The 23444-nt window shown below is 72.6% G+C and carries 16 protein-coding genes; 11 read left to right on the forward strand and 5 right to left on the reverse strand.

The window, feature by feature from the left end:
- Nucleotides 1-51 precede the first annotated feature (51 nt).
- Entirely contained in the window at nucleotides 52-3147 is a 3096-nt protein-coding gene (locus tag K2224_RS13450; RefSeq protein WP_221909675.1) for a LuxR family transcriptional regulator, read from the forward strand.
- Between the two features lie 48 nt (nucleotides 3148-3195).
- Here the strand turns inward: K2224_RS13450 and K2224_RS13455 are convergent, their stop codons facing one another.
- From K2224_RS13455 to K2224_RS13465, 3 genes are all read right to left on the reverse strand, one after another.
- Nucleotides 3196-3387 (reverse strand): DUF6191 domain-containing protein, encoded by a 192-nt coding sequence (locus tag K2224_RS13455; RefSeq protein WP_221906792.1) that lies wholly within the window; start codon nucleotides 3385-3387, stop codon nucleotides 3196-3198.
- 79 nt (nucleotides 3388-3466) lie between these two features.
- Nucleotides 3467-4651 carry a sorbosone dehydrogenase family protein gene (locus tag K2224_RS13460; RefSeq protein ID WP_221906793.1) on the reverse strand — a complete coding sequence of 395 codons (1185 nt, stop codon included), beginning with the start codon at nucleotides 4649-4651 and terminating at the stop codon, nucleotides 3467-3469.
- 296 nt (nucleotides 4652-4947) lie between these two features.
- Nucleotides 4948-5988 (reverse strand): aldo/keto reductase, encoded by a 1041-nt coding sequence (locus K2224_RS13465; protein ID WP_221906794.1) that lies wholly within the window; start codon nucleotides 5986-5988, stop codon nucleotides 4948-4950.
- Between the two features lie 87 nt (nucleotides 5989-6075).
- On the opposite strand from K2224_RS13465, the gene K2224_RS13470 reads away from it, so the two are divergent.
- The 7 genes from K2224_RS13470 to K2224_RS13500 all read left to right on the forward strand — a co-directional run bounded on the left by K2224_RS13470 (nucleotide 6076) and on the right by K2224_RS13500 (nucleotide 16584).
- Complete coding sequence (locus K2224_RS13470; protein WP_221906795.1) at nucleotides 6076-7068, forward strand: 2-hydroxyacid dehydrogenase; 993 nt, start codon at nucleotides 6076-6078, stop codon at nucleotides 7066-7068.
- Between the two features lie 292 nt (nucleotides 7069-7360).
- On the forward strand, nucleotides 7361-10261 hold the full coding sequence (locus tag K2224_RS13475; RefSeq protein ID WP_221909676.1) for a bifunctional diguanylate cyclase/phosphodiesterase: 2901 nt from the start codon (nucleotides 7361-7363) through the stop codon (nucleotides 10259-10261).
- 233 nt (nucleotides 10262-10494) lie between these two features.
- Complete coding sequence (locus K2224_RS13480; RefSeq protein WP_221906796.1) at nucleotides 10495-12351, forward strand: acetolactate synthase large subunit; 1857 nt, start codon at nucleotides 10495-10497, stop codon at nucleotides 12349-12351.
- 41 nt (nucleotides 12352-12392) lie between these two features.
- Nucleotides 12393-12917, forward strand: a complete 525-nt coding sequence (gene ilvN / locus K2224_RS13485) for an acetolactate synthase small subunit (protein WP_221906797.1) — start codon at nucleotides 12393-12395, stop codon at nucleotides 12915-12917.
- 102 nt (nucleotides 12918-13019) lie between these two features.
- Complete coding sequence (gene ilvC, locus K2224_RS13490) at nucleotides 13020-14018, forward strand: ketol-acid reductoisomerase (RefSeq protein ID WP_221906798.1); 999 nt, start codon at nucleotides 13020-13022, stop codon at nucleotides 14016-14018.
- A gap of 282 nt (nucleotides 14019-14300) precedes the next feature.
- Complete coding sequence (gene serA / locus K2224_RS13495) at nucleotides 14301-15905, forward strand: phosphoglycerate dehydrogenase (protein WP_221906799.1); 1605 nt, start codon at nucleotides 14301-14303, stop codon at nucleotides 15903-15905.
- A gap of 298 nt (nucleotides 15906-16203) precedes the next feature.
- Nucleotides 16204-16584: a PRC-barrel domain-containing protein gene (locus K2224_RS13500; RefSeq protein WP_221906800.1), complete on the forward strand. Its 381-nt coding sequence runs from the start codon at nucleotides 16204-16206 to the stop codon at nucleotides 16582-16584.
- A 56-nt stretch (nucleotides 16585-16640) separates the two neighbouring features.
- Here K2224_RS13500 and K2224_RS13505 read toward each other — a convergent pair whose 3' ends face one another.
- Nucleotides 16641-18368 carry a TIGR03767 family metallophosphoesterase gene (locus K2224_RS13505; RefSeq protein WP_221906801.1) on the reverse strand — a complete coding sequence of 576 codons (1728 nt, stop codon included), beginning with the start codon at nucleotides 18366-18368 and terminating at the stop codon, nucleotides 16641-16643.
- A gap of 271 nt (nucleotides 18369-18639) precedes the next feature.
- Complete coding sequence (locus K2224_RS13510) at nucleotides 18640-19887, reverse strand: CdaR family transcriptional regulator (protein WP_221906802.1); 1248 nt, start codon at nucleotides 19885-19887, stop codon at nucleotides 18640-18642.
- 207 nt (nucleotides 19888-20094) lie between these two features.
- Here K2224_RS13510 and K2224_RS13515 point away from each other — a divergent pair, with 207 nt between their 5' ends.
- The 3 genes from K2224_RS13515 (at nucleotide 20095) to K2224_RS40435 (ending at nucleotide 23389) form a co-directional block, all read left to right on the forward strand.
- On the forward strand, nucleotides 20095-21021 hold the full coding sequence (locus K2224_RS13515; RefSeq protein WP_221906803.1) for a proline dehydrogenase family protein: 927 nt from the start codon (nucleotides 20095-20097) through the stop codon (nucleotides 21019-21021).
- 249 nt (nucleotides 21022-21270) lie between these two features.
- A complete protein-coding gene (gene pruA / locus K2224_RS13520; protein ID WP_221906804.1) occupies nucleotides 21271-22911 on the forward strand; it encodes an L-glutamate gamma-semialdehyde dehydrogenase in 1641 nt (546 codons plus the stop codon).
- A 346-nt stretch (nucleotides 22912-23257) separates the two neighbouring features.
- Entirely contained in the window at nucleotides 23258-23389 is a 132-nt protein-coding gene (locus tag K2224_RS40435) for a hypothetical protein (protein ID WP_260692581.1), read from the forward strand.
- Nucleotides 23390-23444: the final 55 nt, after the last annotated feature.

Here is a 23444-nt window from a genome sequence, read left to right on the forward strand (position 1 = left end):
GCACCTGTGGGTGTGCCGCACACCACTGCCGCAGTGTCGGACCCCTGTGCGATGCTCGGCATCGTGGAGAGCAGACCCATCAGTCCCGTTTTCGTCGGCCGCGCCGCCGAAGTCGCCGAGCTGGGCGACGCGCTGGCGCGGGCCGCGGCGTCCCGCGAGCCCCAGGCCCTGCTGATCGGAGGCGAGGCCGGGGTCGGCAAGACCCGCCTCGTCGAGGAGTTCTGCGAGACGGCCCGCGCCCGCGGCGCGCACGTCGCGCTCGGCGGCTGCATCGAGATCGGCTCCGAGGGCCTGCCGTTCGCCCCCTTCTCCTCGATCCTGCACAGCCTCAACGCCCAGCTCCGGGACGAGCTGGCCGCCGCCGTCTCCGGCCAGGAGGGCGAACTCGCCCGCATCCTGCCGGAGTTGGGTGAAACGGCCGGCGGGTCGGGCAACGAGGAGCTCGGCCGGGCCCGGCTCTTCGAGCTGACCGCCCGCCTCCTGGAGCGGCTCGCCGCCCACCGCACCCTCGTGGTCCTCGTCGAGGACCTCCACTGGGCCGACCGCTCCACCCGCGAACTGCTCGCCTACCTCCTGCGCGCCCTCCACGACGCCCACATCCTCCTCGTCGCCACCTACCGCTCCGACGACATCCACCGCCGCCACCCGCTGCGCCCGTTCCTCGCCGAGATCGACCGGATGCGCACCGTCCGCCGCATCGAACTGGACCGCTTCAACCGCGACGAGGTCCGCTCCCAGATCGCCGGCATCCAGGGCAGCGAGCCCGCCGAGGGCACCGTCGACCGGGTCTTCAAACGCTCCGAGGGCAATGCCTTCTTCGTCGAGGAACTGGCCCGCAGCCTCGCCGACGGCTGCGTCTACGGCCTCAGCGACCCGCTGCGCGACCTGCTGCTGGTGCGCGTCGAGGCGCTCCCCGAGGACGCCCAGCGGGTGGTGCGGATCGCCGCCGAGGGCGGCTCCACCGTCGAGCACGAACTCCTCGCCGCCGTCTGCCGGATGCCCGAGGACGACCTCATCGAGGCGCTCCGGGCCGCCGTCGGCACCAACACCCTGATCCCCACCCAGGACGGCACCGGCTACCGCTTCCGGCACGCCCTGGTCCGCGAGGCAGTCGTCGACGACCTGCTGCCCGGCGAGCGCACCCGCCTCAACCGCCGCTACGCACAGGCCCTGGAGGCCGACCCGTCCCTGGTCCGCTCGGAGGTCGGCGCCACCCGGCTCGCCAGCTACTGGTACAAGGCCCACGACGCCGCCAAGGCGCTGCCCGCCGTCCTCGCCGCCGCCGTCCAGGCCCGCCGGCGGCACGCCTACGCCGAGCAACTCCGGCTGCTGGACCGCGCCCTGGAGCTGTGGGACGACGCACCCCCCGAGGTCCGCCAGGGCGTGCGCCCGGTCGACTACGCCGAGGCGTACCCGGCCTGCGGCTGCGACGACGACGCCCTGCGCTTCCTGGACCTGCTCGCCGAGATCGCGGTGGCCGCCCGGCTCTCCGGCGACGGCGAGCGCGCCTTCACCATCACCAAGCGCGCCCTGCGCGCCCTGCGCTCCGAGGACGACCCCCTGCGCACCGCCTGGTTCCTGGTGCAGCGCTCCCGGCTCTGCCAGGGCACCGGCCGCGGCGACGGCTGGGAGGACCTGGGCCGGGCCCAGGAGCTGGTGCGCGGTCTGCCGCCGTCCGCCGTGCACGCCACGGTCATGGCCGCCGTCGCCAGCTGGCAGATGCTCCACGAACCGGGCCCCGGCACCTTCACCACCGCCGAACGCGCCGTGGAGCTGGCCCGGTTGGTGGGCGACGAGGAGGCCGAGCTGAACTCCCGGGTGACACTGGCGGGGCTGCGGGTGGACGCCGGGGACGTCGAGGGCGGCCTCGGCGAGTTCCGCACCGTCCTCGACCGCGCCGTGCAGCGCGGCTACTTCGCCGTCATCGGCCGCGGCCACGTCAACCTCCCGGGCACCCTCGAAGGCGTCGGCCGGTCCCGCGAGGCCGTCGAGGTCACCGGACAGGGCGTCGAACTCACCACCCGCTACGGCCTGAAGAACACCACCAGCTGGGTGCTGAGCAACCGCGCCGAGTCGCTCCAGTCCCTCGGCCGCTGGGCCGAGGCCGGCCGGGCCGCCGCCGAGGCCCGCCGCCTCGCCCAGGACCACCGCGCCATCGCCCTGGCCGCCAGCCGGCTCACCGGCCTGGCCCTGGACGAGGGCGACCTCGCCGCCGCCGAGCGCGAACTCGCCGTCGCCCAGGAGCACTACGGCACCCACGACCCCCAGCCGCAGCACGCCCTGCCGATGGCCCGGCACGCCCTGCGGCTCGCCGCCCGCCAGGGCCGGATCCTCGACGCCCGCGTCATCCTCGTCCAGTCCGCACTGGAGGCCGGCTCAGCCCCCGGCCTGCACCGCTACGCCTGGCCGCTGCTGTGGGCGGCGGCCGCCGCCGAGTCCGACGCCCGCGGCCTGCCCGCCGCCGCCCCCGACCGGCCCGGGATCCTCGCCCGCCTCCGTGCCGCAGCCAAGCGGCCGGCCCGGCTCTCCCCGGTGTGGGACGCCTACGGCACGGCGGTCGAGGCCGAACTCCGCCGCGCCGAGGGCCGGGAGTCGCCCGACGCCTGGGCCGCGGCGGTCGCCGCCTTCGAGCCGCTGGAGCGGCCGCACGAGCTGGCCTGGTGCTGCTGCCGCTGGGCCGAATCGCTGCTGCACGGCACCGAGCGCGCCACGGTCGGCCTCGACGGCCGCACCCCGCGCGAGGCCGCCGTACTGCTGCTCGGCCAGGCCCACGCCGCCGCCGTCGGGATGGGCGCCCACCCGCTCATCGGCGAACTCGAACTCCTCGCCCAGCGCGCCCGGATACCCCTCCCCGGCCGCACGGCACCGGGCGCGGCGCATCGCCCCGCCGCCTCACCGCCACCCGCCGCCCCCGCCGAGTCCCTCGGCCTCACCCCCCGCGAGCGGGACGTGCTCCGCCTCGTCGCCGACGGCCGCAGCAACCGCCAGATCGCCGACACCCTCTTCATCTCGCCGAAGACCGCCAGCGTCCACGTCTCCAACATCCTCGCCAAACTGGGCGTCTCCGGCCGCGGCGAGGCAGGCGCCGTCGCCCACCGCCTCCGCCTCTTCGCCGACCCCCCACCGACCATGGAACCGGCCACCTGACGCCCCTCCGGCGCCGCCAACGGCCCACACCCACCGGAGACTTGCGCCCTACGACACCCGCCCCTGCCCCTGCCCCTGGTCCTTCACCGCCCGGACGACCACCACCCCGGACGCCAGATCGATCGGCCCCTTCCCCGGGGCCCCGTCCCCGACGTCGTCCACCACCAGCGTCATCCGCTCGCGCTCCTCGTCGGCGTGCTGGCGGCCGGGCGCGAACAGCTCTTCCACGACGTTGAACACCGTGCCCCCTTCGGCTTCGGCATGACCACCGGCCCACCCGTCCCCGCGCCGAGTCCAGGCAACCGGCTCCCCAAAGGGCTCAGCTCACCTCCAGACGGAGAATCCGGTCATCCCCCTTGCGGGGCGTGCCGTGCCCGTCCGTATTGCTCGTGACCAGCCACAACGCCCCGTCACCGGCCGCCACCACGGTCCGCAGCCGCCCGTAGGCACCCGTCAGGAACGCCTGCGGCGCCGCCACCGGCCTCGCCCCGTTCAACGGGATCCGCCACAGCCGCTCGCCGCGCAACGAGGCCGTCCACAAGGAGCCCTTGGCGTACGCGAGCCCGCCGGGCGAGGCGTCCGCCGGCTTCCACACCACCACCGGGTCGGCGTACCCCGTGGGGACCGAACCGCCCTTCCGCTTCCCGTCGACCTGCGGCCAGCCGTGGTTCCGCCCCGGCTCGACGAGATCGAGCCCGTCCCAGGCGCCCTGCCCGGACTCCGAGGCCCACAGCCTCCGGTCGGCGTCCCAGGCGAGCCCCTCGACATCGCGGTGCCCGTAGTCGTACACCACCGAGTCCGCCTCCGGGTTGCCGTGCGCCGGTTCGCCGTCCGGGGTCATCCGCAGGATCTTCCCGGCCGTCGAGCCCTTGTCCTGCGCCAGCGCCTTGTCACCGGTCTCGCCGGTGCCCGCGTACAGCATCCGGTCCGGGCCGAAGGCGAGCCGCCCGCCGTTGTGGACCCGGCCCCTGGGGATGCCCTTGAAGATGGTGTTGGGCGCACCCAGCTGGTTTCCGGGCGCCCGCCGCTCGTCGTAGATCATGCGCGCGATGCGGTTGTCGGACGCGGTGGTGAAGTAGGCGTACACCTCGTGGTCGGTGCCGAACGACGCGGACACCGCGAGCCCCAGCAGCCCGCCCTCGCCCTCCGGCGCCACCCCCGGGACCGACCCCAGCCAGGTGACCTTCCCGCCGTGCGCGGCCACCCGCACCATCCGCCCGCTGTCCCGCTCCCCGACCAGCAGATCCCCACCGGGCAGCACGGCCACGCCCCACGGCGACTTCAGCCCCGTGGCCGACGTCCCGGTGACCCGCACCGAGCCCCTGGCGGGCGGCACCACGACCGACGCCGACGGGCTCGGCGACGACACCCCGGCGGACGCCCCGGGCGTGCCCGCTCCTGCGGACCCCGCGCCGCTCCCACCCGTCCCCCCACCGGACGAGCATCCCGCCGCCAGAAGCAGCGAAACGGCGGCCAACACGGCGGTCCGGGAACGTCGTTGCACGGCAGAGGTCCTCTCGTCGGCGAGCGGGATAAGGACACCACATCCCCACCCACCCGACCACGCACACCGTCCCTCCGGCGCCCGCCCCCACCCATGGTCTTCATGACCCTCAACGGGAGGGGACGGGCCGGAGGGGCAGGGGTGTGCCGGACGTAAAGCGAAGCAGTCCGGCACACCCCTGCCCCGGAGGTCCGTCACCGCACCCCGAAAGCCCCGCGCAGCGGCTTCGCGCCGCAGGCGCAAAAAGAAAACCCACGGCGGGAAAGCCGACACCGTGGGAAGCCGACCAAGCGCAGCTAATACCAGGACTCCCGCGCCGCCGGCAGCCCGGCGATCTCCCGCAGATCCTCGGCCGCAAGCACCAACGCCGCGGCAGCGGCATTCTGCGCGGCCCACCGATCCTTCTTCGTCCCCGGCACGGGGACCACGTGGCGCCCCTGGGCCAGCACCCAGGCCAACGCCACCTGCCCCGGCGTGGCCCCGTACCGGGCGCCGACCCGCCGCAGCCCGGCCACCACCGGCTGGTTGGCGGCCATCATCTCGGCGGTGAAACGCGGGTGCCGGGCCCGTATGTCCTCCGGCTCGAAGCCCTGGCCGGGGGTGAGCGTGCCGGTCAGGAAGCCGTTGCCCAGCGGCATCGCGGCCAGGAAACCCACCCCGCGCGACTCGCACCACGGCAGCAGCTCCGCCAGCGCCTCCGGCGACCACACCGACAGCTCCGCCTGCACGCTGCTCACGGGGAACACCTGCTGGATGCGCTCCAGTTGACGCAGTGTCCCGGTGTGCATCCCCGAGGGACGCGGGACCCGGGCACCGGGCGCGCCCCGGCCCGCCCGGAGGGCACGCGGGGGCCGCGCGGCGCGCGCCCCCACCGCACACAGCCCCAGCGACCGCACCTTCCCGGCGGCCACCAGCTCCGCCATCGCCCCCCAGGTCTCCTCGATGGGCACCTCGGGGTCGGCGCGGTGCAGTTGGTAGAGGTCGATGCGGTCGGTCTGGAGCCGGCGCAGCGAGGCGTCGCAGGCACGCTTGATGTAGCCGGGGCGCCCGTTGGCGACGATGTGCTGGTCCCCGGCCAGCAGCCCGCACTTCGTCGAGACGAAGGCGTCCGCCCGCCGCTCCTTGAGCACCCGCCCCACCAACAACTCGTTGGTGAACGGGCCGTACATGTCTGCGGTGTCCAGCAGGCTGCACCCCCGGTCGAGCGCGGCGTGCAGCGCCCGCAGCGACCCCTCCTTGCTGCGCTGCGACGCGCTGTACCCCCAGCTCATCGGCATGCAGCCGAGGCCGATCGCGCCGACCTCCAGGGCCGCCGCGCCGATTGTCCTGCGCTCCACCTGGTCGTGCCTCCGTCCCTCGCCCCCGATCAAGGGCCAGACCAAACTAACGTCTGAACCAAACGTCTCTTCGCATAGCCTCGGGCCATGGCAACAGCAGCACCGCACGCGGCCCCCGGCGACGTCTGGCTCCCGATCCCGCCCGAGGAGATCGACGGCCTCCCCGAGGGCCTCGACTACGTCCACTGGGACGCCGGTCCCGAGTACCCCGCCGACCCCGCCCGCTGCGTCTTCTACGCGGTCCCCTACATGAAGCCCGCCGAGGTCTGCCTGCGTCCGCTGGCGCGGATGAGCCGGGTGCGCGTGGTGCAGGCCCTCACGGCCGGGACCGAGAACCTGCTCCCGGGACTCGACCGGATGCCGCCCGGCGCCCGGTTGTGCAACGCCCGGGGCCTGCACGACGCCAGCACCGCCGAGCTGGCGCTCACCCTGACGCTGGCATCGTTGCGCGGCGTCCCGGAGTTCGTCCGGGCCCAGGACGCGGGGGAGTGGCGGCCGGAAGTCCGGCCGGCGCTCGCCGACAAGTCGGTCCTCATTGTGGGCTATGGTTCGATCGGCAGTGCCATCGAGGACCGGCTCACACCTTTCGAATGCGCGCGGGTGATGCGCATCGCGCGCACCGCCCGTGACACTGTGCGCGGTCCGGTGCATCCACTCTCCGGGCTGACCGCCCTCCTGCCCGCCGCGGACGTCGTCATCCTCGCCATTCCGCTCACCGAGCACACCCGTGGCCTGGTAGGACGCGATTTCCTGGCCCGGATGAAGGACGGCGCACTCCTGGTGAACGTCGCCCGAGGAGCGGTCGTCGACACCGCCGCGCTGCTCGCCGAGACCGCGTCCGGACGGCTGCGCGCGGCCCTCGACGTCACCGAACCGGAACCCCTGCCCGCCGATCACCCGCTCTGGCACGCACCCGGCGTGCTCGTCACTCCACACGTCGGGGGCCCCAGCTCTGCGTTTCTGCCCCGTGCGAAGCGGCTGCTGCGCGGTCAGTTGACGCTTTTCGCCGCCGGCGAGCCGGTCCGGAACGTCGTCGCCACCGCCCCGGAATCCGCAGTGGATCGCTCTACGAGTCCGTAGCGCTGCTCTCCGTGTCTACAAATCCCTAGGTTGTCACGCTCCGTAGAAGCACTATGTCCCTGAGTGACGGATCTGGTGTATCGTCCCGAGCGGGGATGCGCCGGGATCGTCACGGCGCGATACGAAAGATCCGGAACCGAGGGGGGCGACGGGCGATGTACTGCCGATGGATGATCCGCGAGACACGCGATCCACGACCGCCCGCAGCGATGCCGCCGGGACCCCGCACGCGCCGTTCCCGACGCGGCCCGGCACGGGTGAACGGGAGAGCACGGTGAGCGCCCCGGGGGCGATGCTCTCCCGGTCGCCCGCACAGGCCGCCGGCGCACCGAACCCGGTGCCCCAGGTGGCGCTGGCCGTCGTCTGCGGCGGCTACGCCGTCGGCTCCGCGATGGGCTGGGGATCTCCGCGACTCGCCGCGGTCATGGGGGACTTCGGGCTCAGCGTGGCCGCCCTCGTCGCCGCCGTCTCCTGCGGCCTCTACGCCCGCAGGTACTCCACCCCCTTCCGCCCCGCCTGGGTGCTGTTCGCCGTCTCCTCCGGGATGGCCGGTCTCGGCAACGGCGTCTGGGGCTGGTACGAGGTCGTCCGGGGGGCCGCCGTCCCCAACCCCTCGCTGGCCGACTTCTTCTTCCTGCTGTTCGCTCCGCCGGCCATCGTCGGCCTGCTGGTGCTCGCCAAGCGGCCGGTGACCAAGGCCGGTTGGATCTGCCTCGGGCTCGACGCCTGGCTGATCGCCGGGTCGCTGCTGACCCTGTCCTGGAGCCTCGCGCTCGCGCACACCGCGCACTTCCAGGGCCGCACGGTCGCCCAGAGCGCCCTCTCGCTGGCCTATCCGCTGCTGGACATCGTCCTGGTCAGCATGGTCCTGGCGCTGCACTTCCGGCGCTCCTCGGTGCACCGCTCGGCGATCAACACCGCCATCGCCGCACTGGCGCTGACGGTGCTGTGCGACGCGCTGTTCAGCTCCCCGCTGCTGCACGACCACTACCGCTCCGGCCAGATCCTGGACGCCGGCTGGTTCGCCGGCTCGATGCTCTTCGCCTACGCCCCGTGGGTGGGCCGCCGGTCCGCCGCGGAGACCGCCGCCGAGGCCCCCGGCCCCGAGGCGCGCCGCCCGCAGTCGTCCGGCAGCCGCCCCATCGCCGGCTCGCTGGCCGCCCTGACCCCGTATCTGGCCGCCGCGGTCTGCACGTTGGGGATCCTCACCAACGTGCTGGACGGGCGCCGCATCGACCGCGTGGTGCTCTTCACCGGCTGCACGGTCGTGCTCGCCCTGGTCGTCCGGCAGGGCATCATGCTGCTCGACAACATCACCCTCACCCAGGAACTCGCGCAGAAGGAGAACCACTTCCGCTCCCTGGTGCAGGGCTCCAGCGACGTCATCATGATCGCCGCACCGACCGGTGTGCTGCGCTACGTCAGCCCGGCCGCCGCCGGGGTCTACGGCCGCGACGCGGACGAACTGGTCGGCTCCGAGCTGGCCTCGCTGATCCACCCCGAGGACCTGGGCCGGGTGGTCCACGAGGTCCGCCGCTTCCTCGCCGCCTCGCCCGAGGTCGAGCCGACCACCCGGATCGAGTGCCGCTTCCGGGCCGGCGAGCGGCGCGCCGGCGGAGGGGGCACCTCCCGCTCGGGCGAAGCCGAGAGCGGGGGAGGCTGGCTGAACGTCGAGTCCACGGTCAACCGCCACCACGGCGGCCTGATCTTCAACTCCCGCGACGTCACCGAGCGCGTCCGGCTCCAGGCCCAGCTCCAGCACAACGCCTCGCACGACGCGCTCACCGACCTGCCCAACCGCGCGCTGTTCACCGAGCGGGTCACCAAGGCCGTCACCGGCCGCCGGGCCAGCGACCACGACACCGCCGTGCTCTACATCGACCTCGACGGCTTCAAGCAGGTCAACGACACCATCGGCCACCAGGCGGGCGACGAACTGCTGATCCAGGCGGCCCGCCGGCTCGCCGAGTCGGTGCGGGCCGGCGACATAGCGGCCCGCCTCGGCGGCGACGAGTTCGCCGCCCTGATCACCGGCGACGGCACCCGCGACCGCGCGGCCCGGGAGTTCCGCAGCCTGGAGATCGCCGACCGGCTGCGCATCCGGCTCTCCGAGCCCTACCGCATCGACGGCCGGGACGTCCGGGTCGCGGCCAGCATCGGCGTCGCCTTCGCCGAACCAGGCGTCAGCCCCGCGGGCCTGCTGCGCAACGCCGACCTGGCGATGTACCGCGCCAAGCAGGCCGGCAAGGGCCGCGTCGAGCTCTACGCCCCGCAGATGCAGGACGAGGTCGCGCACCGCGCCGAGCTCGTCAGCAAGCTCCGCACCGCCCTCCAGGACGGCGAGTTCGCGCTGCTCCACCAGCCGGTGGTCGAGCTGGCCGGCGGCCGGATCACCGCGGTCGCCGCGCACGCCCGGTGGCGGTCCGCCGAGGGCATCCTCTTCACCCCGGCCGAGTTCCTGCGGGTCGGCGACCGCGGGCGGCTGACCGACGAGGGCGGCGAGCGCGCCGCCGAACTGGGCCGCTGGCAGCTGGAGGAGGCCGTGGAGCAGGCCGCCGCCCGGCACCGCGCCGGCCACCAGATCCCGGTCGCGGTCCGGCTCTCCGCCCGGCGCCTGCTGGACCGCGCGCTCACCCCGAAGGCCATCGAGGCGCTGCTCGCCCGGCACGGCCTCCCCTCGGGCGCGCTCGTCCTGGAATTGTCCGAAAGCGACCCCCGGATCCCGCTCGACGACCTGGAGCGCCGGCTGGTCGCGCTGCGCCGGCTGGGCGTGCGGATCGCGCTGGACGGCAGCGGGTACGCCGCGATGACCGCGCTGCGCCGGCTGCCCATCGACGTCCTGCGGCTGGACCGCGGGCTGATCGACGGCGTGGTGGAGTCCGCCCGGCTGCACAAGATCACCGCCGGGCTGCTGCGGATCGCCGACGACCTCGGCATGCAGTCGGTCGCGGAGGGCGTGGACCTGCCCGAGCAGGTGCTGGCGCTGCGCTCCCTGGGGTGCACCCACGGCATGGGCCTGGCCTTCTCCGCGCCGCTGGAGGAGCCCCGGCTGCGCCGGGCGCTGACCCGCGGCAGCTATCCGGTACCTGATCTGACCGGCCAGGGCAGGGCGGTGGTGCTCAGCGGCAGCCGCCCGGTCCGGCGCGCCGCCGCGGCCGGGGACACGGAGGCATCCCCCGTTGCGCCCAAATAGTGAGACCTCCGTCCCACCCACTTGACACTCGGTGCACGGGAGGGGGAGGGTCAGTGCCATGCGCACCCGAATTCTCGTACTTGGAAAGCGCGTCGGCTGAAGCTGGGACCCTGACGAACCCAGCTGACCACACCGGCGCGCTCCCCTCGCTTGCCTCACGGCACGAGGGGTTTTTTGTTGCACAGCAACCTCACAAACCCCGACAAAACCCTCAGCTTCGAGAAGAGACGCAGATGACCGAGCAGGCCAACGGGGCCCACCATCCGCAGCCGCGGACCCGTCACACCGGCGGAGCGCAGCAGCCCGCGACCGTCGAGCAGGTCACGGGTGCGCAGTCCCTCATCCGCTCGTTGGAGGAGGTCGGGGCCGACACGGTGTTCGGGATCCCTGGCGGTGCGATCCTCCCCGCGTACGACCCGATGATGGACTCCTCGAAGGTCCGGCACGTGCTGGTGCGGCACGAGCAGGGCGCGGGGCATGCCGCCACCGGATACGCTCAGGCCACCGGCAGGGTCGGGGTCTGCATGGCGACGTCCGGGCCGGGCGCCACCAACCTGGTCACTCCGATCGCGGACGCGCACATGGACTCCGTCCCGCTGGTCGCGATCACCGGTCAGGTCTCCTCCAAGTCGATCGGCACGGACGCCTTCCAGGAGGCGGACATCTGCGGCATCACCATGCCGATCACCAAGCACAACTGGCTGGTCACGGACCCCGCCGAGATCCCCCGGACGATCGCCGAGGCGTTCCACGTCGCCTCCACCGGCCGCCCCGGTCCGGTCCTGGTCGACATCGCCAAGGATGCTCTCCAGGCACGGACCACCTTCGTCTGGCCGCCGCAGACCGATCTGCCCGGCTACCGTCCGGTGACCAAGCCGCATGCCAAGCAGATCCGTGAGGCCGCCCGGCTGATCGTCGAGTCCAAGCGTCCGGTGCTCTACGTCGGTGGCGGTGTCCTCAAGGCCGGTGCCACCGCCGAACTCAAGGTGCTCGCCGAGCTGACCGGCGCCCCGGTCACCACCACCTTGATGGCGCTGGGGGCCTTCCCCGACAGTCACCCCCAGCACCTGGGCATGCCCGGTATGCATGGTTCGGTCACCGCTGTCGCCGCGCTGCAGAAGGCGGACCTGCTGATCACCCTCGGCGCCCGCTTCGATGACCGGGTCACCGGCAAGCTGGATTCCTTCGCTCCGTACGCCAAGGTCGTGCACGCCGACATCGACCCGGCGGAGATCGGCAAGAATCGCGCCGCGGACGTGCCGATCGTCGGGGACGCCCGTGAGGTCATCGCCGATCTGATCGTCGCCGTCCAGGCCGAGCACGAGGCGGGCCACAAGGGCGACTATGCGGCCTGGTGGAAGGACCTCAACCGCTGGCGGGAGACCTACCCGCTGGGCTATGACCTGCCCGACGACGGCAGTCTCTCCCCGCAGCAGGTCATCGAGCGGATCGGCAAACTCGCCCCGGCCGACACGATCTTCGCCGCGGGTGTCGGCCAGCACCAGATGTGGGCCGCCCACTTCATCGACTACGAGCGGCCCGCCACCTGGCTGAACTCCGGTGGCGCCGGCACCATGGGCTACGCCGTGCCCGCCGCGATGGGTGCCAAGGCCGGTATGCCGGACCGCACCGTCTGGGCGATCGACGGCGACGGCTGCTTCCAGATGACCAATCAGGAGCTGGTCACCTGCGCGCTGAACAACATCCCGATCAAGGTCGCGATCATCAACAACGGCGCGCTGGGCATGGTTCGCCAGTGGCAGGCCCTCTTCTACAACCAGCGTTACTCCAACACCGTGCTCCACAGTGGCCCCGAGGACGTCAACCCGCAGGCCAAGGGCACCCGCGTGCCGGACTTCGTCAAGCTGGCCGAGGCGATGGGCTGTGCCGCGCTGCGCTGCGAGGACCCCGCGGAGCTGGACAAGGTCATCGAGGAGGCCAACGCCATCAACGACCGTCCGGTGGTGGTCGACTTCATCGTCCACGAGGATGCCCAGGTGTGGCCGATGGTCGCCGCCGGCACCTCCAACGACGAGGTCATGGCCGCCCGGGGCGTGCGTCCCGACTTCGGCGACAACGAAGACGACTGACCCAGGACGTCACGGACGCACGGAAGAAGAGAGAAGACGACATGTCCAAGCACACGCTCTCCGTCCTGGTGGAGAACACCCCCGGCATCCTCGCCCGGATCGCCGCGCTGTTCTCCCGCCGCGGCTTCAACATCGACTCGCTGGCGGTCGGGGTCACCGAGCACCCCGACATCTCCCGCATCACCATCGTGGTCAGCGTCGAGAAGCTGCCGCTGGAGCAGGTCACCAAGCAGCTCAACAAGCTCGTCAACGTCCTGAAGATCGTCGAGCTGGAGCCGGGCTCGGCCATCCAGCGCGAGCTGGTCCTGGTGAAGGTCCGCGCCGACAACGAGACCCGCTCGCAAATCGTCGAGATCGTGCAGCTCTTCCGCGCCAAGACCGTGGACGTCTCGCCGGAGGCCGTGACGATCGAGGCCACCGGGTCCAGCGACAAGCTGGAGGCGATGCTCCGGATGCTGGAGCCCTTCGGCATCAAGGAACTGGTGCAGTCCGGCACCATCGCCATAGGTCGCGGCGCCCGGTCCATCACCGACCGCTCGCTGCGCGCGCTGGACCGTACAGCCTGATTCCGGCGGTCCGTTCGGACCGTATCGCGAGACCCCCCGACTTTCCCTTCCCCGCCCGACGTACTGTGTGGGCACCCCGCTAGATCCAAGGAGAGACCCGAAGTGGCCGAGCTGTTCTACGACGACGACGCCGACCTGTCCATCATCCAGAACCGCAAGGTGGCGGTCATCGGCTACGGAAGCCAGGGTCACGCCCACGCGCTGTCCCTGCGCGACTCGGGCGTCGACGTGCGCGTCGGTCTGCACGAGGGCTCCAAGTCCAAGGCCAAGGCCGAGGAGCAGGGCCTGCGCGTGGTGACGCCGGCCGAGGCGGCCGAAGAGGCCGACGTCATCATGATCCTGGTGCCGGACCCGATCCAGGCCAAGGTCTACGAGGAGTCCATCAAGGACCACCTCAAGGACGGCGACGCGCTGTTCTTCGGGCACGGCCTGAACATCCGCTTCGGCTTCATCAAGGCCCCGGCCGGCGTGGACGTCTGCATGGTCGCCCCCAAGGGGCCGGGCCACCTGGTGCGCCGTCAGTACGAGGAGGGCCGCGGCGTGCCGTGCATCGCGGCCGTCGAGCAGGACGCGTCCGGGAAGGCGTTCGACCTGGCGCTCTCGTACGCCAAGGGCATCGGCGGCACCCGTGCCGGCGTCATCAAGACCACCTTCACCGAGGAGACCGAGACCGACCTGTTCGGTGAGCAGGCGGTGCTCTGCGGCGGCGCCTCGGCGCTGGTCAAGGCCGGCTTCGAGACCCTGGTCGAGGCGGGCTACCAGCCCGAGATCGCGTACTTCGAGTGCCTCCACGAGCTGAAGCTGATCGTGGACCTGATGTACGAGGGCGGCCTGGAGAAGATGCGCTGGTCGGTCTCCGAGACCGCTGAGTGGGGCGACTACGTCACCGGCCCGCGGATCATCACCGACGCCACCAAGGCCGAGATGAAGAAGGTGCTCGCCGAGATCCAGGACGGCACCTTCGCCAACAACTGGATGGCCGAGTACAACGCCGGCCTGCCGAAGTACAACGAGTACAAGAAGGCCGACGAGAACCACCTGCTGGAGACCACCGGCAAGAAGCTGCGCAAGCTGATGAGCTGGGTGGACGACGAGGCGTGAGCCGTGGGAGAGGGGGTCGCGACACTGCTCGCGGCCCCCTCGTCCGTATGCGGCCGCACCCCCTGTCCGCGGGCCCGTCCGCCGCCTTGTCCACCGCGTAGAACCACGCATGGGTGATCCTTACGCTCCGGCACAGACCGTGCCGTGCCCCGCCACTACACTGCTCGACACAAGCGCGTCAGGCTCACAGCGTCGTGCGTCTTCCACGCGGCATTCCCCCCTTACCGCCTTCGGCCGTCGGGACGGCCGTCCGCGAAGGTACTAGTGAGGACTGAAGACCACGTGAGCACTGCCAACCCGGGTAAACCCGTTGTACTGATCGCCGAGGAGCTGTCGCCGGCCACCGTCGACGCCCTCGGCCCGGACTTCGAGATCCGGCACTGCAACGGCGCCGACCGCGCCGAGCTGCTGCCCGCCATCGCCGACGTCGACGCCGTCCTCGTGCGCAGCGCGACCAAGGTCGACGCCGAGGCGATCGCCGCCGCCAAGAAGCTGAAGGTCATCGCCCGGGCCGGGGTGGGCCTGGACAACGTCGACGTCTCCGCCGCCACCAAGGCCGGCGTGATGGTCGTCAACGCCCCGACCTCCAACATCGTCACCGCCGCCGAGCTGGCCTGCGGTCTGCTGGTCGCCACTGCCCGCAACATCCCGCAGGCCAACACCGCGCTGAAGAACGGCGAGTGGAAGCGCAGCAACTACACCGGCGTCGAGCTCAGCGAGAAGACCCTCGGCGTGGTCGGCCTCGGCCGGATCGGTGTCCTGGTCGCCCAGCGGATGTCCGCGTTCGGCATGAAGGTCGTGGCCTACGACCCCTACGTCCAGCCGGCCCGCGCCGCCCAGATGGGCGTCAAGCTGCTGACCCTGGACGAGCTGCTCGCGGTCTCGGACTTCATCACCGTCCACCTCCCCAAGACGCCCGAGACCCTCGGCCTGATCGGCGACGAGGCGCTGCACAAGGTCAAGCCGTCGGTCCGGATCGTCAACGCCGCCCGCGGCGGGATCGTCGACGAGGCGGCGCTGGCCGGCGCGCTCAAGGAGGGCCGGGTGGCCGGCGCGGGCCTCGACGTGTATGCCGTCGAGCCCTGCACCGACTCCCCGCTGTTCGAGTTCGACCAGGTCGTGTGCACCCCGCACCTGGGCGCCTCGACGGGCGAGGCGCAGGAGAAGGCCGGTATCGCGGTCGCCAAGTCGGTGCGGCTGGCGCTCGCCGGCGAGCTGGTGCCGGACGCGGTCAACGTCCAGGGCGGCGTGATCGCCGAGGACGTCAAGCCGGGGCTGCCGCTGGCCGAGCGGCTCGGCCGGATCTTCACCGCACTGGCCGGCGAGGTCGCCCTGCGCCTCGACGTCGAGGTGTACGGCGAGATCACCCAGCACGACGTCAAGGTGCTCGAACTCTCCGCGCTCAAGGGCGTCTTCGAGGACGTCGTGGACGAGACGGTGTCCTACGTCAACGCCCCGCTGTTCGCGCAGGAGCGCGGCGTCGAGGTGCGGCTGACCACCAGCAGCGAGTCGCCCGAGCACCGCAACGTGGTCACCGTCCGCGGCACCCTCGCCGGCGGCGAGGAGGTGTCGATCTCCGGCACGCTGGCCGGCCACAAGAACGTCCAGAAGGTCGTGGCGGTCGGCGACCACTCGATCGACCTCGCGCTCGCCGACCACATGGCGTTCCTGCGCTACACCGACCGCCCCGGCGTGGTCGGCACCGTCGGCCGGATCCTGGGCGAGGCGGGCATCAACATCGGCGGCATGCAGGTCGCCCGGGCCGATGTCGGCGGCGAGGCGCTGGTCGTGCTGACGGTCGACGACACCATTCCGGCGAGCGTGCTGGCCGAGATCTCCGACGAGATCGGCGCGACCTCGGTGCGCGCGGTGAACCTCACCCACTGACCCACCGGTTCTCGCAGGGCCACGGGCCCGGTCCCCGCTTCGGCGGGGGCCGGGCCCGTGGCCGTCCGGGGCGGTCGCCGCGTTCGAGAATTCACCCGAACGGGGGAGTGGGGTCCAGGGGAAGCGGTGTCCTGGGGCGGGCGCCCCGCCAGGACCGTCGGGCGGGTGCCGCGGCCCGCCGGCACCGGACCGCCCGGGTCGCCGTCGCGGCGGGCCCGGCGCGCAATGGGAACTGCGCGTGCGGGGACACCGCGCGTGCCCCGGTGGAGCCGGTGTGCGCGGAAGGAGGCGGGACGCCATGGACGCACCCATGGGTGGCACTCCGCAGAGCCTGACCGGACTGCGGGTGGTGGACGCGGAGGGCGCCAAGGTCGGCGTCGTCCAGCAGGTCTACCGGGACGACGCCACCGACGAGCCCGAGTGGATCACCGTACGGACCGGACTGCTCGGCCTGAAGGAGACCTTCGTGCCGCTGGCCGGGGCCCGGCGGGCCGGCGACGAACTGCATGTCCCGCACACCAAGGGGGCGATGAAGGCGGCACCCCGGATCGACGCCGAGGGCCATCTCGACCCGTCGGAGGAGGAGCGGCTCTACCGGCACTACGGGCTGCTCCCGCCGGGACCGGCCGGCCCGACGGAGCCGACGGAGCCGACGGAACCGCCCGGTACGTCGGGCTGAGGGGACGGGTGCCGGAGCGGGCCGGGTGGGCGCGGCCCCGGTCCGCTCCGGCCGGCTCACCTCCCGGGGCGGGCGAGCAGCAGCTCGGTGTTGTGGTCGGCGGACGTGCCCAGCTTGGCGTCCGGCGTCGCGTAGGGGTCGTTGTAGGACAACTCGCGGTAGAGCGCGGCGAGTCCGGCGTCGGAGGTGTCGGTGACGGACGTGACGTACGGGGCGGCGGACTCGATGAGCGTGGTGAACAGCGACAGTGTGCCGTCGCCGTTGTCGGCCAGCTCGATGATCCGGGCGTGCTGCGGGAAGTCCACGTGCGAGGCGGTGTTGATCTCCCAGAAGGCGCGCTCGGGCACGGCGTGGGCGTGCGGGGTGATGCGGTTCTCGTGGGTGTGGCCGTTCACCCACGCGACCACGTTGGGATAGCGCTGGAGCAGGGCGACCAGGGCCTTGCCGTCGTGCCGGCCCTCGAAGGGCCGGTAGGGGTCGGGCAGCAGATTGCCCATGGTGGCGCTGGTGTGGTGGCTGAACAGCACGATCAGAGGGTCGCCCCCGCGGCCGCGCACCGTGCGGCCGTCGCCGTCGTACCAGCGGCTGCTGTGCTCCTGGAGCACCGACTCCAGCCACCGCAGCTGCGCCGTGCCCAGCGAACCGTCCGCCCAGCCCGCGCGGTTGGTGGTGTCCAGGCTGACGCCCAGGACGCCCTCGGCGAGCGGGAAGGTGTAGTAGAGGCGGCCGCTGGCCGCCGCGTCGGAGGTGAAGCCGTGGCCCACCGGGCCCGCGCCGGTGTACGCCGGGTCCAGATGGGCCTTGGCGAACTCGGCCGGGGTGAACGGGTGCCGCCGTTCGTCCGGGGTGATCCTGCGGACCGCGCCGCCGTCGGCCAGCAGGGAACCGAGCAGCGCCGCGGCCTGCGCCGGATCGTGCTTGAGGGCGTCCGCCAGCCGGGCCGCGGTGGCGTCGTCGCAGCCCTCCAGCTTCCGGTCGCCGGTGTACAGCTCGCCCAGCAGGCCGAGATCGGGCAGGGTGCCCTCGATGCTGTCGTCGTGGTTGCCGACCGTGGTGTACCAGGGGACGGCCAGGCCCGGCGCGGTGAACGGGCGGGCCGCACCCGACAGGAAACCCGGTATCTGCGGCAGCCCCTTGGCCTTGTAGGCGTCCCGCAGCGCCGACTCGGGGTTCCAGTACGCCGCGTTGCCGGAGTTCTGCACGCCTTCGTAGCGCCGGGGGTCGCCGCTGCTGGGGGTGATCCGGCCGCCGCTCATCACCGTCAGATACCAGTCGAGCTCGATCCGCTCGTGGTTGTCGGTGTTGTCGCCGGTGGCCATCACCGAGCCGAACGGCAGCCCGGTGTACGGGCCCCGGCGCACCGCGTTGACCCGCTCGACGAGCGAGGAGGCGCCGCGCACGGTCAGGGCCTCGTGCGGGCGGTGCGCGCTGTCGTTGACCCGGGCCAGATACTCGAACCGGACCGGCGACTCGACGTCCGCCAGATGCAGGTCGGTGAACTGCACGAAGGAGGCGAGGCCGGTCCGGCGGTCGTCCCGCCCGGCGCTCCCGGCGGCCAGCTCGCCGCGCACCACCAGCGGCCAACCGGGGCCGGCCACCAGCCGCTTGTACGCCCCGGTGCCGACGGGGCGGGCGGCCTGCTCCAGGGTGGTGCCCCTGGTGCGCACGGCCCGCGCCGCGGTGACCGCCAGCGCACGGTCGTACGAGGCCGCCGACCACAGCGTGGCCCCCGCCACCGCGGCGGACAGTCTGGACACGAACTGGCGGCGGTTCATCCCGTGCATCAAATCCCCCTGGGGCTGCGCTACATGACGGCAGACGGGGGTGCCCCGCCAACCGGCCGGGCGGTCGGGCACCCTCGGACGGCGCACACGCTACTTGCCGGTAGCGACCGGCAACAGGTCCTGTGGACAACGGGTTCATGGACATCAGGTGGCGTCCCGGGGCACTCCGGGACAACCGGCGACCGCCGATCGCCCCGCGTCCAACGTCCCGCCCCCGCAGCCGAGTTCGGCACCCGCCCCAGGGCACGGACCGCGGCGCACGCGGTCCGCGTCAGAGCCGCGACGCCTTGAGCGCCATGTGGAGCAGCAGCCGGTCCGCGCCCTCGTCCAGGTCGAGGCCGGTCAGCTTCTCGACCCGGCCGAGGCGGTAGTAGAGGGTCTGCCGGTGGATGCCCAGGTGCTGGGCGGTGCGGCCGGCCTGGCCGGCGCAGTCCAGGAACGCCTCGGCGGTACGGGCGAGTTCGGCGTGTGCGGGGGTCAGCAGCGGGGCGACCGTCGGGTCGGGCGCGGCGTCCGGGAGGCCGGTCAGCAGGCGGTAGGCGCCTATGCCGTCCCACTCGGCGACGGGGCCCAGCCGGGGCTCGGCGCGGGCGGCGCGGGCCGCGGCCAGCGCCTGCCGCCAGGATGCCGGGAGTTCGGTCGGCTCACGGGTGGCGAGGCCGATCCCGGCGGCGCCGCGCGGGCCGCGCGCCCCGGCCGCCGCCGGACCGACGCCCGCCCGCGGGGAGCGCAGCAGATGCTCGGCGGCCGCATGGGCCGGCGCCGGCGAGCCGGTCTGGCGCAGCCGGACCAAGCCGGCCAGCGCGGCGGTGCCGCCGGGGCCCGGCCGGCCCGGGTCCCCGGCCGGGGCGCCCGGCAGCGGGCAGGCCGCGAGGAGTCCGGGCAGGCTCGGCAGGGGAGCGGTGTCGGTGCCGGCGGTGTCCCAGGGCAGGACCGCGACGAGGGTGAGCGGGGTGCCCGGGGTGAAGCGCAGGGTGTCCCGGAGGGCGTCGCGCAGCGCGGCCGCCGCCGCGGCCCGGCCGGAGACCGGTGACGTCAGCAACTCCCGCAGCACCTCGGCGAGTTCGTGCCCGGCCCGGGACTCGTCGGCCAGCAGGGCGCCGATCCGGGCGGCGGTCTCCATCGCCTGGGCCATCCGCGGGTCGGTCGGGGCGCCGGCGCCGCCCAGCTCCAGATCGGTCAGATGGCCGTCGTCCAGCAGCCAGACATAGCCGTGCACCACGCCCCCGTGCCGCACCGGCAGGCAGATCCGGCCGCGGAACACCCCGGCCGCCGGGTCCGGCGGAATCCGCAGCGGCGCGGTGGCGCGGGCGATCCCGAACGCCTCGAACCACGCGCGCACCGCCGCCGAGGACCGCCGCTGAAGGATCGAACGGGTCCGCACCGGGTCCATGACCTCGTCGTCCTCGCCCTCGTGCGCGCCGAACGCGATCAGCCCGAAGTCCCGGTCCTCCAGCGTCGCCGGCGCGCCGAGCGCCGCCGAGATCTCGTCCACCAGCTGTTGGTAGTCGCCGCGCACCGCCGCCCCACCCCTCTCCTGTCACTGCCGTCGCCTGCCTCCCATTCTCATACATCTGTCTGAGATGCCGGCCACGAAGGCGTGACAGCTGTCGATGGCCGGAAAGTGGCGAGATCCTTAAATTTCAGGTGGCTCATCTCGCCGCCGCGAGCGCCCGATCGGCGTTGGCCCCGGCATTTTTGTCATCCTGAATCGTGGAGGTGCCCCATGCTGGGTCCCGTGCTTCTCGCTGCCGCACGCAGCGACAGCATCCGCCGCGTCGTCGCGGCCGCTCCGGTCACCCGACCCGTGGTGGAACGCTTCGTCGCGGGCGAGCGCCTGGACGAGTCGATGGCGGCCGTACGGAATCTGGCCGCGCGCGGCATGGACGTCACCCTCGACCACCTCGGCGAGGACATCACCGACCCGGCCGAGGCGCTGCGCAACCGCGACGCCTACCTCCAGCTGGCCGCCGCCCTCAAGGAGCTGGGGCTGGGCACCAGGGCGGAGATGTCGGTCAAGCTCTCCGCGTTCGGGCAGGCGCTGCCCGGCGGGCACGACCTCGCGCTGCGCAACGTCACCCCGGTGGTCGAGGCCGCCGCCGAAGCCGGCACGACCGTGACGCTGGACATGGAGGACCACACCACCGTCGACTCCACCCTCGCCGTCCTCGCGGCGCTGCGCGAGCGGTTCCCCCAGACGGGCGCGGTGCTCCAGTCCTACCTCTTCCGCACCGAGGACGACTGCCGGGCGCTGGCCGGGGAAGGCTCCCGGGTACGGCTGGTCAAGGGCGCGTACAAGGAGCCCGCGACGGTCGCGTTCCAGGACAAGCAGGAGGTCGACCGGGCGTATGTGCGCTGCCTGAAGATCCTGATGGCGGGGCAGGGCTACCCGATGATCGGGTCCCACGACCCGCGGATGGTCGCCATCGCCCAGGAACTGGCGCACCGCAACGGCCGCAAGCCCGCCGACTACGAGTTCCAGATGCTGTTCGGCATCCGGGAGGCGGAGCAGCGGCGGCTGGTGGAGGAGGGCCACCGGATGCGGGTCTACATCCCCTACGGAACGGACTGGTACGGCTACTTCATGCGGCGCCTCGCCGAGCGTCCGGCCAACCTGACGTTCTTCCTGAGGTCCCTGGCCACCCGCGGCTGAGGACCCCGACCGACGCCCGGGAACGACCCGTACGACTCTTTTGGCACCGTATGGGTGGATCCTGGACGGGGGAGCCTCTCCCGGGACGGCGCACGGACCGCCGGCCATCCCCGGCCACCCGCCGTGGCAGCGGCCTCGGCATGACCGACGTACACCGACGTACGACAACACACCTACGTACGACGACGAGTGATCGCATACCGACGATCGCGAGCGTGACGATCGCAAGCGTAAGGAGACACGGCAACCATGGACGCTGTGACCCAGGTCCCCGTGCCGGTGAACGAGCCGGTGCACAGCTACGCCCCGGGCAGCCCGGAGCGATTCCGCCTGGAGGCCAAGCTCAAGGAGCTGGCCGGCAACCCCATCGAGCTGCCGATGACCATCGGCGGCGAGCGGCGGATGGGCGGCGGCGAGCGCTTCGACGTCGTGCAGCCGCACCACCACTCCGCCCGCCTGGGCACCTACGCCAACGCCACGGTCGGTGACGCGCAGGACGCGGTGGACGCCGCGCTGGCCGCCGCCCCGGCCTGGCGCGCGATGTCCTTCGACGACCGCGCCGCGATCATCCTCAAGGCCGCCGACCTGCTGGCCGGCCCCTGGCGCGAGACGATGGCCGCCGCCACCATGCTCGGCCAGTCCAAGACCGCCCAGCAGGCCGAGATCGACACTCCCTGCGAACTGGTCGACTTCTGGCGCTTCAACGTCCACTTCGCGCGCCAGATCCTGGCCGAGCAGCCCCCGGTGAACGCCCCCGGCGTGTGGAACCGCTCGGACCACCGCCCCCTGGAGGGCTTCGTCTACGCGATCACGCCCTTCAACTTCACCGCGATCGCCGGCAACCTCCCGACCGCCCCCGCCCTCATGGGGAACGTGGTGGTCTGGAAGCCGTCCCCGACGCAGACCCTCGCCGCGGTGCTGCTGATGCGCCTGCTGGAGGAGGCCGGCCTGCCGCCGGGCGTCATCAACCTCGTCACCGGCGACGGCAAGGACGTCTCCGAGGTGGCCCTGACCCACCCCGAGCTGGCCGGCATCCACTTCACCGGCTCGACCAGGACCTTCCAGTACCTGTGGAAGACCGTCGGCACCAACATCGAGAAGTACCGGACCTACCCCCGCCTGGTCGGCGAGACCGGCGGCAAGGACTTCATCGTCGCCCACCCGTCGGCCGACCGGGCCGTGCTGAAGACCGCCATGACCCGCGGCGCCTTCGAGTTCCAGGGCCAGAAGTGCTCCGCGGCCTCCCGCGCCTACGTCCCGGCCTCCCTGTGGAACGCCGGCTTCAAGGAGGAGTTCGCCGCCGAGGTCGACGCCCTGACCATGGGCGACGTCACCGACCTGGCGAACTTCATGGGCGCCGTCATCGACGAGCGGGCCTTCGCCAAGAACAAGGCGGCGATCGACCGCGCCAAGGCCGACCCGACCGTGGAGGTCGTGGCCGGCGGCACCTACGACGACAGCGTCGGCTACTTCGTCCGCCCGACGGTCCTGGTCTCCACCGACCCGGAGAACGAGATCTTCAAGGACGAGTACTTCGGCCCGATCCTCGGCGTCCACGTCTACGACGACTCGGTCGAGGGCGGCTACGAGGCCATGCTCGACCAGATGGAGTCCGCCTCGGCCTACGGCCTGACCGGCGCCGTCATCGCCCAGGACCGCGCCGCGGCCGCCGCCACCTGCGCGAAGCTGCGCTTCGCGGCCGGCAACTTCTACATCAACGACAAGCCCACCGGCGCCGTCGTCGGCCAGCAGCCGTTCGGCGGCGGGCGCGCCTCCGGCACCAACGACAAGGCCGGCGCCAAGCAGAACCTGATGCGCTGGACCTCCACCCGCTCCATCAAGGAGACCCTGGTCCCGCCGACCGACTACCGCTACCCGCACATGGGCTGACGTCCACCCGCACGGCCGCGGCCCGGCACTCCTTCGGGGGTGCCGGGCCGCGGCCGTCGGCACACCCTCCGGCCCGCCCCCTGAGCTGCACCGGAAGGGCTCCGCGCATGATCGCCGTCTCAAATAGTAGGAAGCCCAAGTAATTGTGCAGACATCACGGCCGGGCTGTCCTAGCTTTGTAGGAGCCGAACGTATCGCTGCATCCAGCGAATGCGGATGCGGCCCGGCGCGTCCGCGCAGGTGACCCCTGCGGCGCCGCGGCCCCCGCCCCTCCGGCCGTCGCACCACCACCCCTCTTCGACACAACCCTGCACTTCTCGGGGCTTTGGCATTGGAGACGCGCATCATGGCCGACACCATCGTCCGCAGGACCCGTCACTCCTCCCGTCAGACCAACGACGCCGACCGCCGCAACGCCGCCGCGGCCCTCCAGAGGGCACTCGACCGCCGCGACAACGGCGGCGCCACCGGTCACTGAGCACGCCGACCCCGCACCCGCGTCGGGGCGCCCGGGAGCGGTCCCGGGCGCCCCG

The sequence above is a fragment of the Streptomyces sp. BHT-5-2 genome, from assembly GCF_019774615.1.
Classification (GTDB): domain Bacteria; phylum Actinomycetota; class Actinomycetes; order Streptomycetales; family Streptomycetaceae; genus Streptomyces.

What these genes read in the sequence shown, in the direction of transcription:
- K2224_RS13450 (WP_221909675.1), top strand. Translation starts at nt 52, where the DNA reads ATGCTCGGCATCGTGGAGAGCAGACCCATCAGTCCCGTTTTCGTCGGC.
- K2224_RS13470 (WP_221906795.1), top strand. Translation starts at nt 6,076, where the DNA reads ATGGCAACAGCAGCACCGCACGCGGCCCCCGGCGACGTCTGGCTCCCG.
- K2224_RS13475 (WP_221909676.1), top strand. Translation starts at nt 7,361, where the DNA reads ATGCTCTCCCGGTCGCCCGCACAGGCCGCCGGCGCACCGAACCCGGTG.
- K2224_RS13480 (WP_221906796.1), top strand. Translation starts at nt 10,495, where the DNA reads ATGACCGAGCAGGCCAACGGGGCCCACCATCCGCAGCCGCGGACCCGT.
- ilvN (WP_221906797.1), top strand. Translation starts at nt 12,393, where the DNA reads ATGTCCAAGCACACGCTCTCCGTCCTGGTGGAGAACACCCCCGGCATC.
- K2224_RS13500 (WP_221906800.1), top strand. Translation starts at nt 16,204, where the DNA reads ATGGACGCACCCATGGGTGGCACTCCGCAGAGCCTGACCGGACTGCGG.
- K2224_RS13505 (WP_221906801.1), bottom strand. Translation starts at nt 18,368, where the DNA reads ATGCACGGGATGAACCGCCGCCAGTTCGTGTCCAGACTGTCCGCCGCG.
- K2224_RS13515 (WP_221906803.1), top strand. Translation starts at nt 20,095, where the DNA reads ATGCTGGGTCCCGTGCTTCTCGCTGCCGCACGCAGCGACAGCATCCGC.
- pruA (WP_221906804.1), top strand. Translation starts at nt 21,271, where the DNA reads ATGGACGCTGTGACCCAGGTCCCCGTGCCGGTGAACGAGCCGGTGCAC.
- K2224_RS40435 (WP_260692581.1), top strand. Translation starts at nt 23,258, where the DNA reads ATGGCCGACACCATCGTCCGCAGGACCCGTCACTCCTCCCGTCAGACC.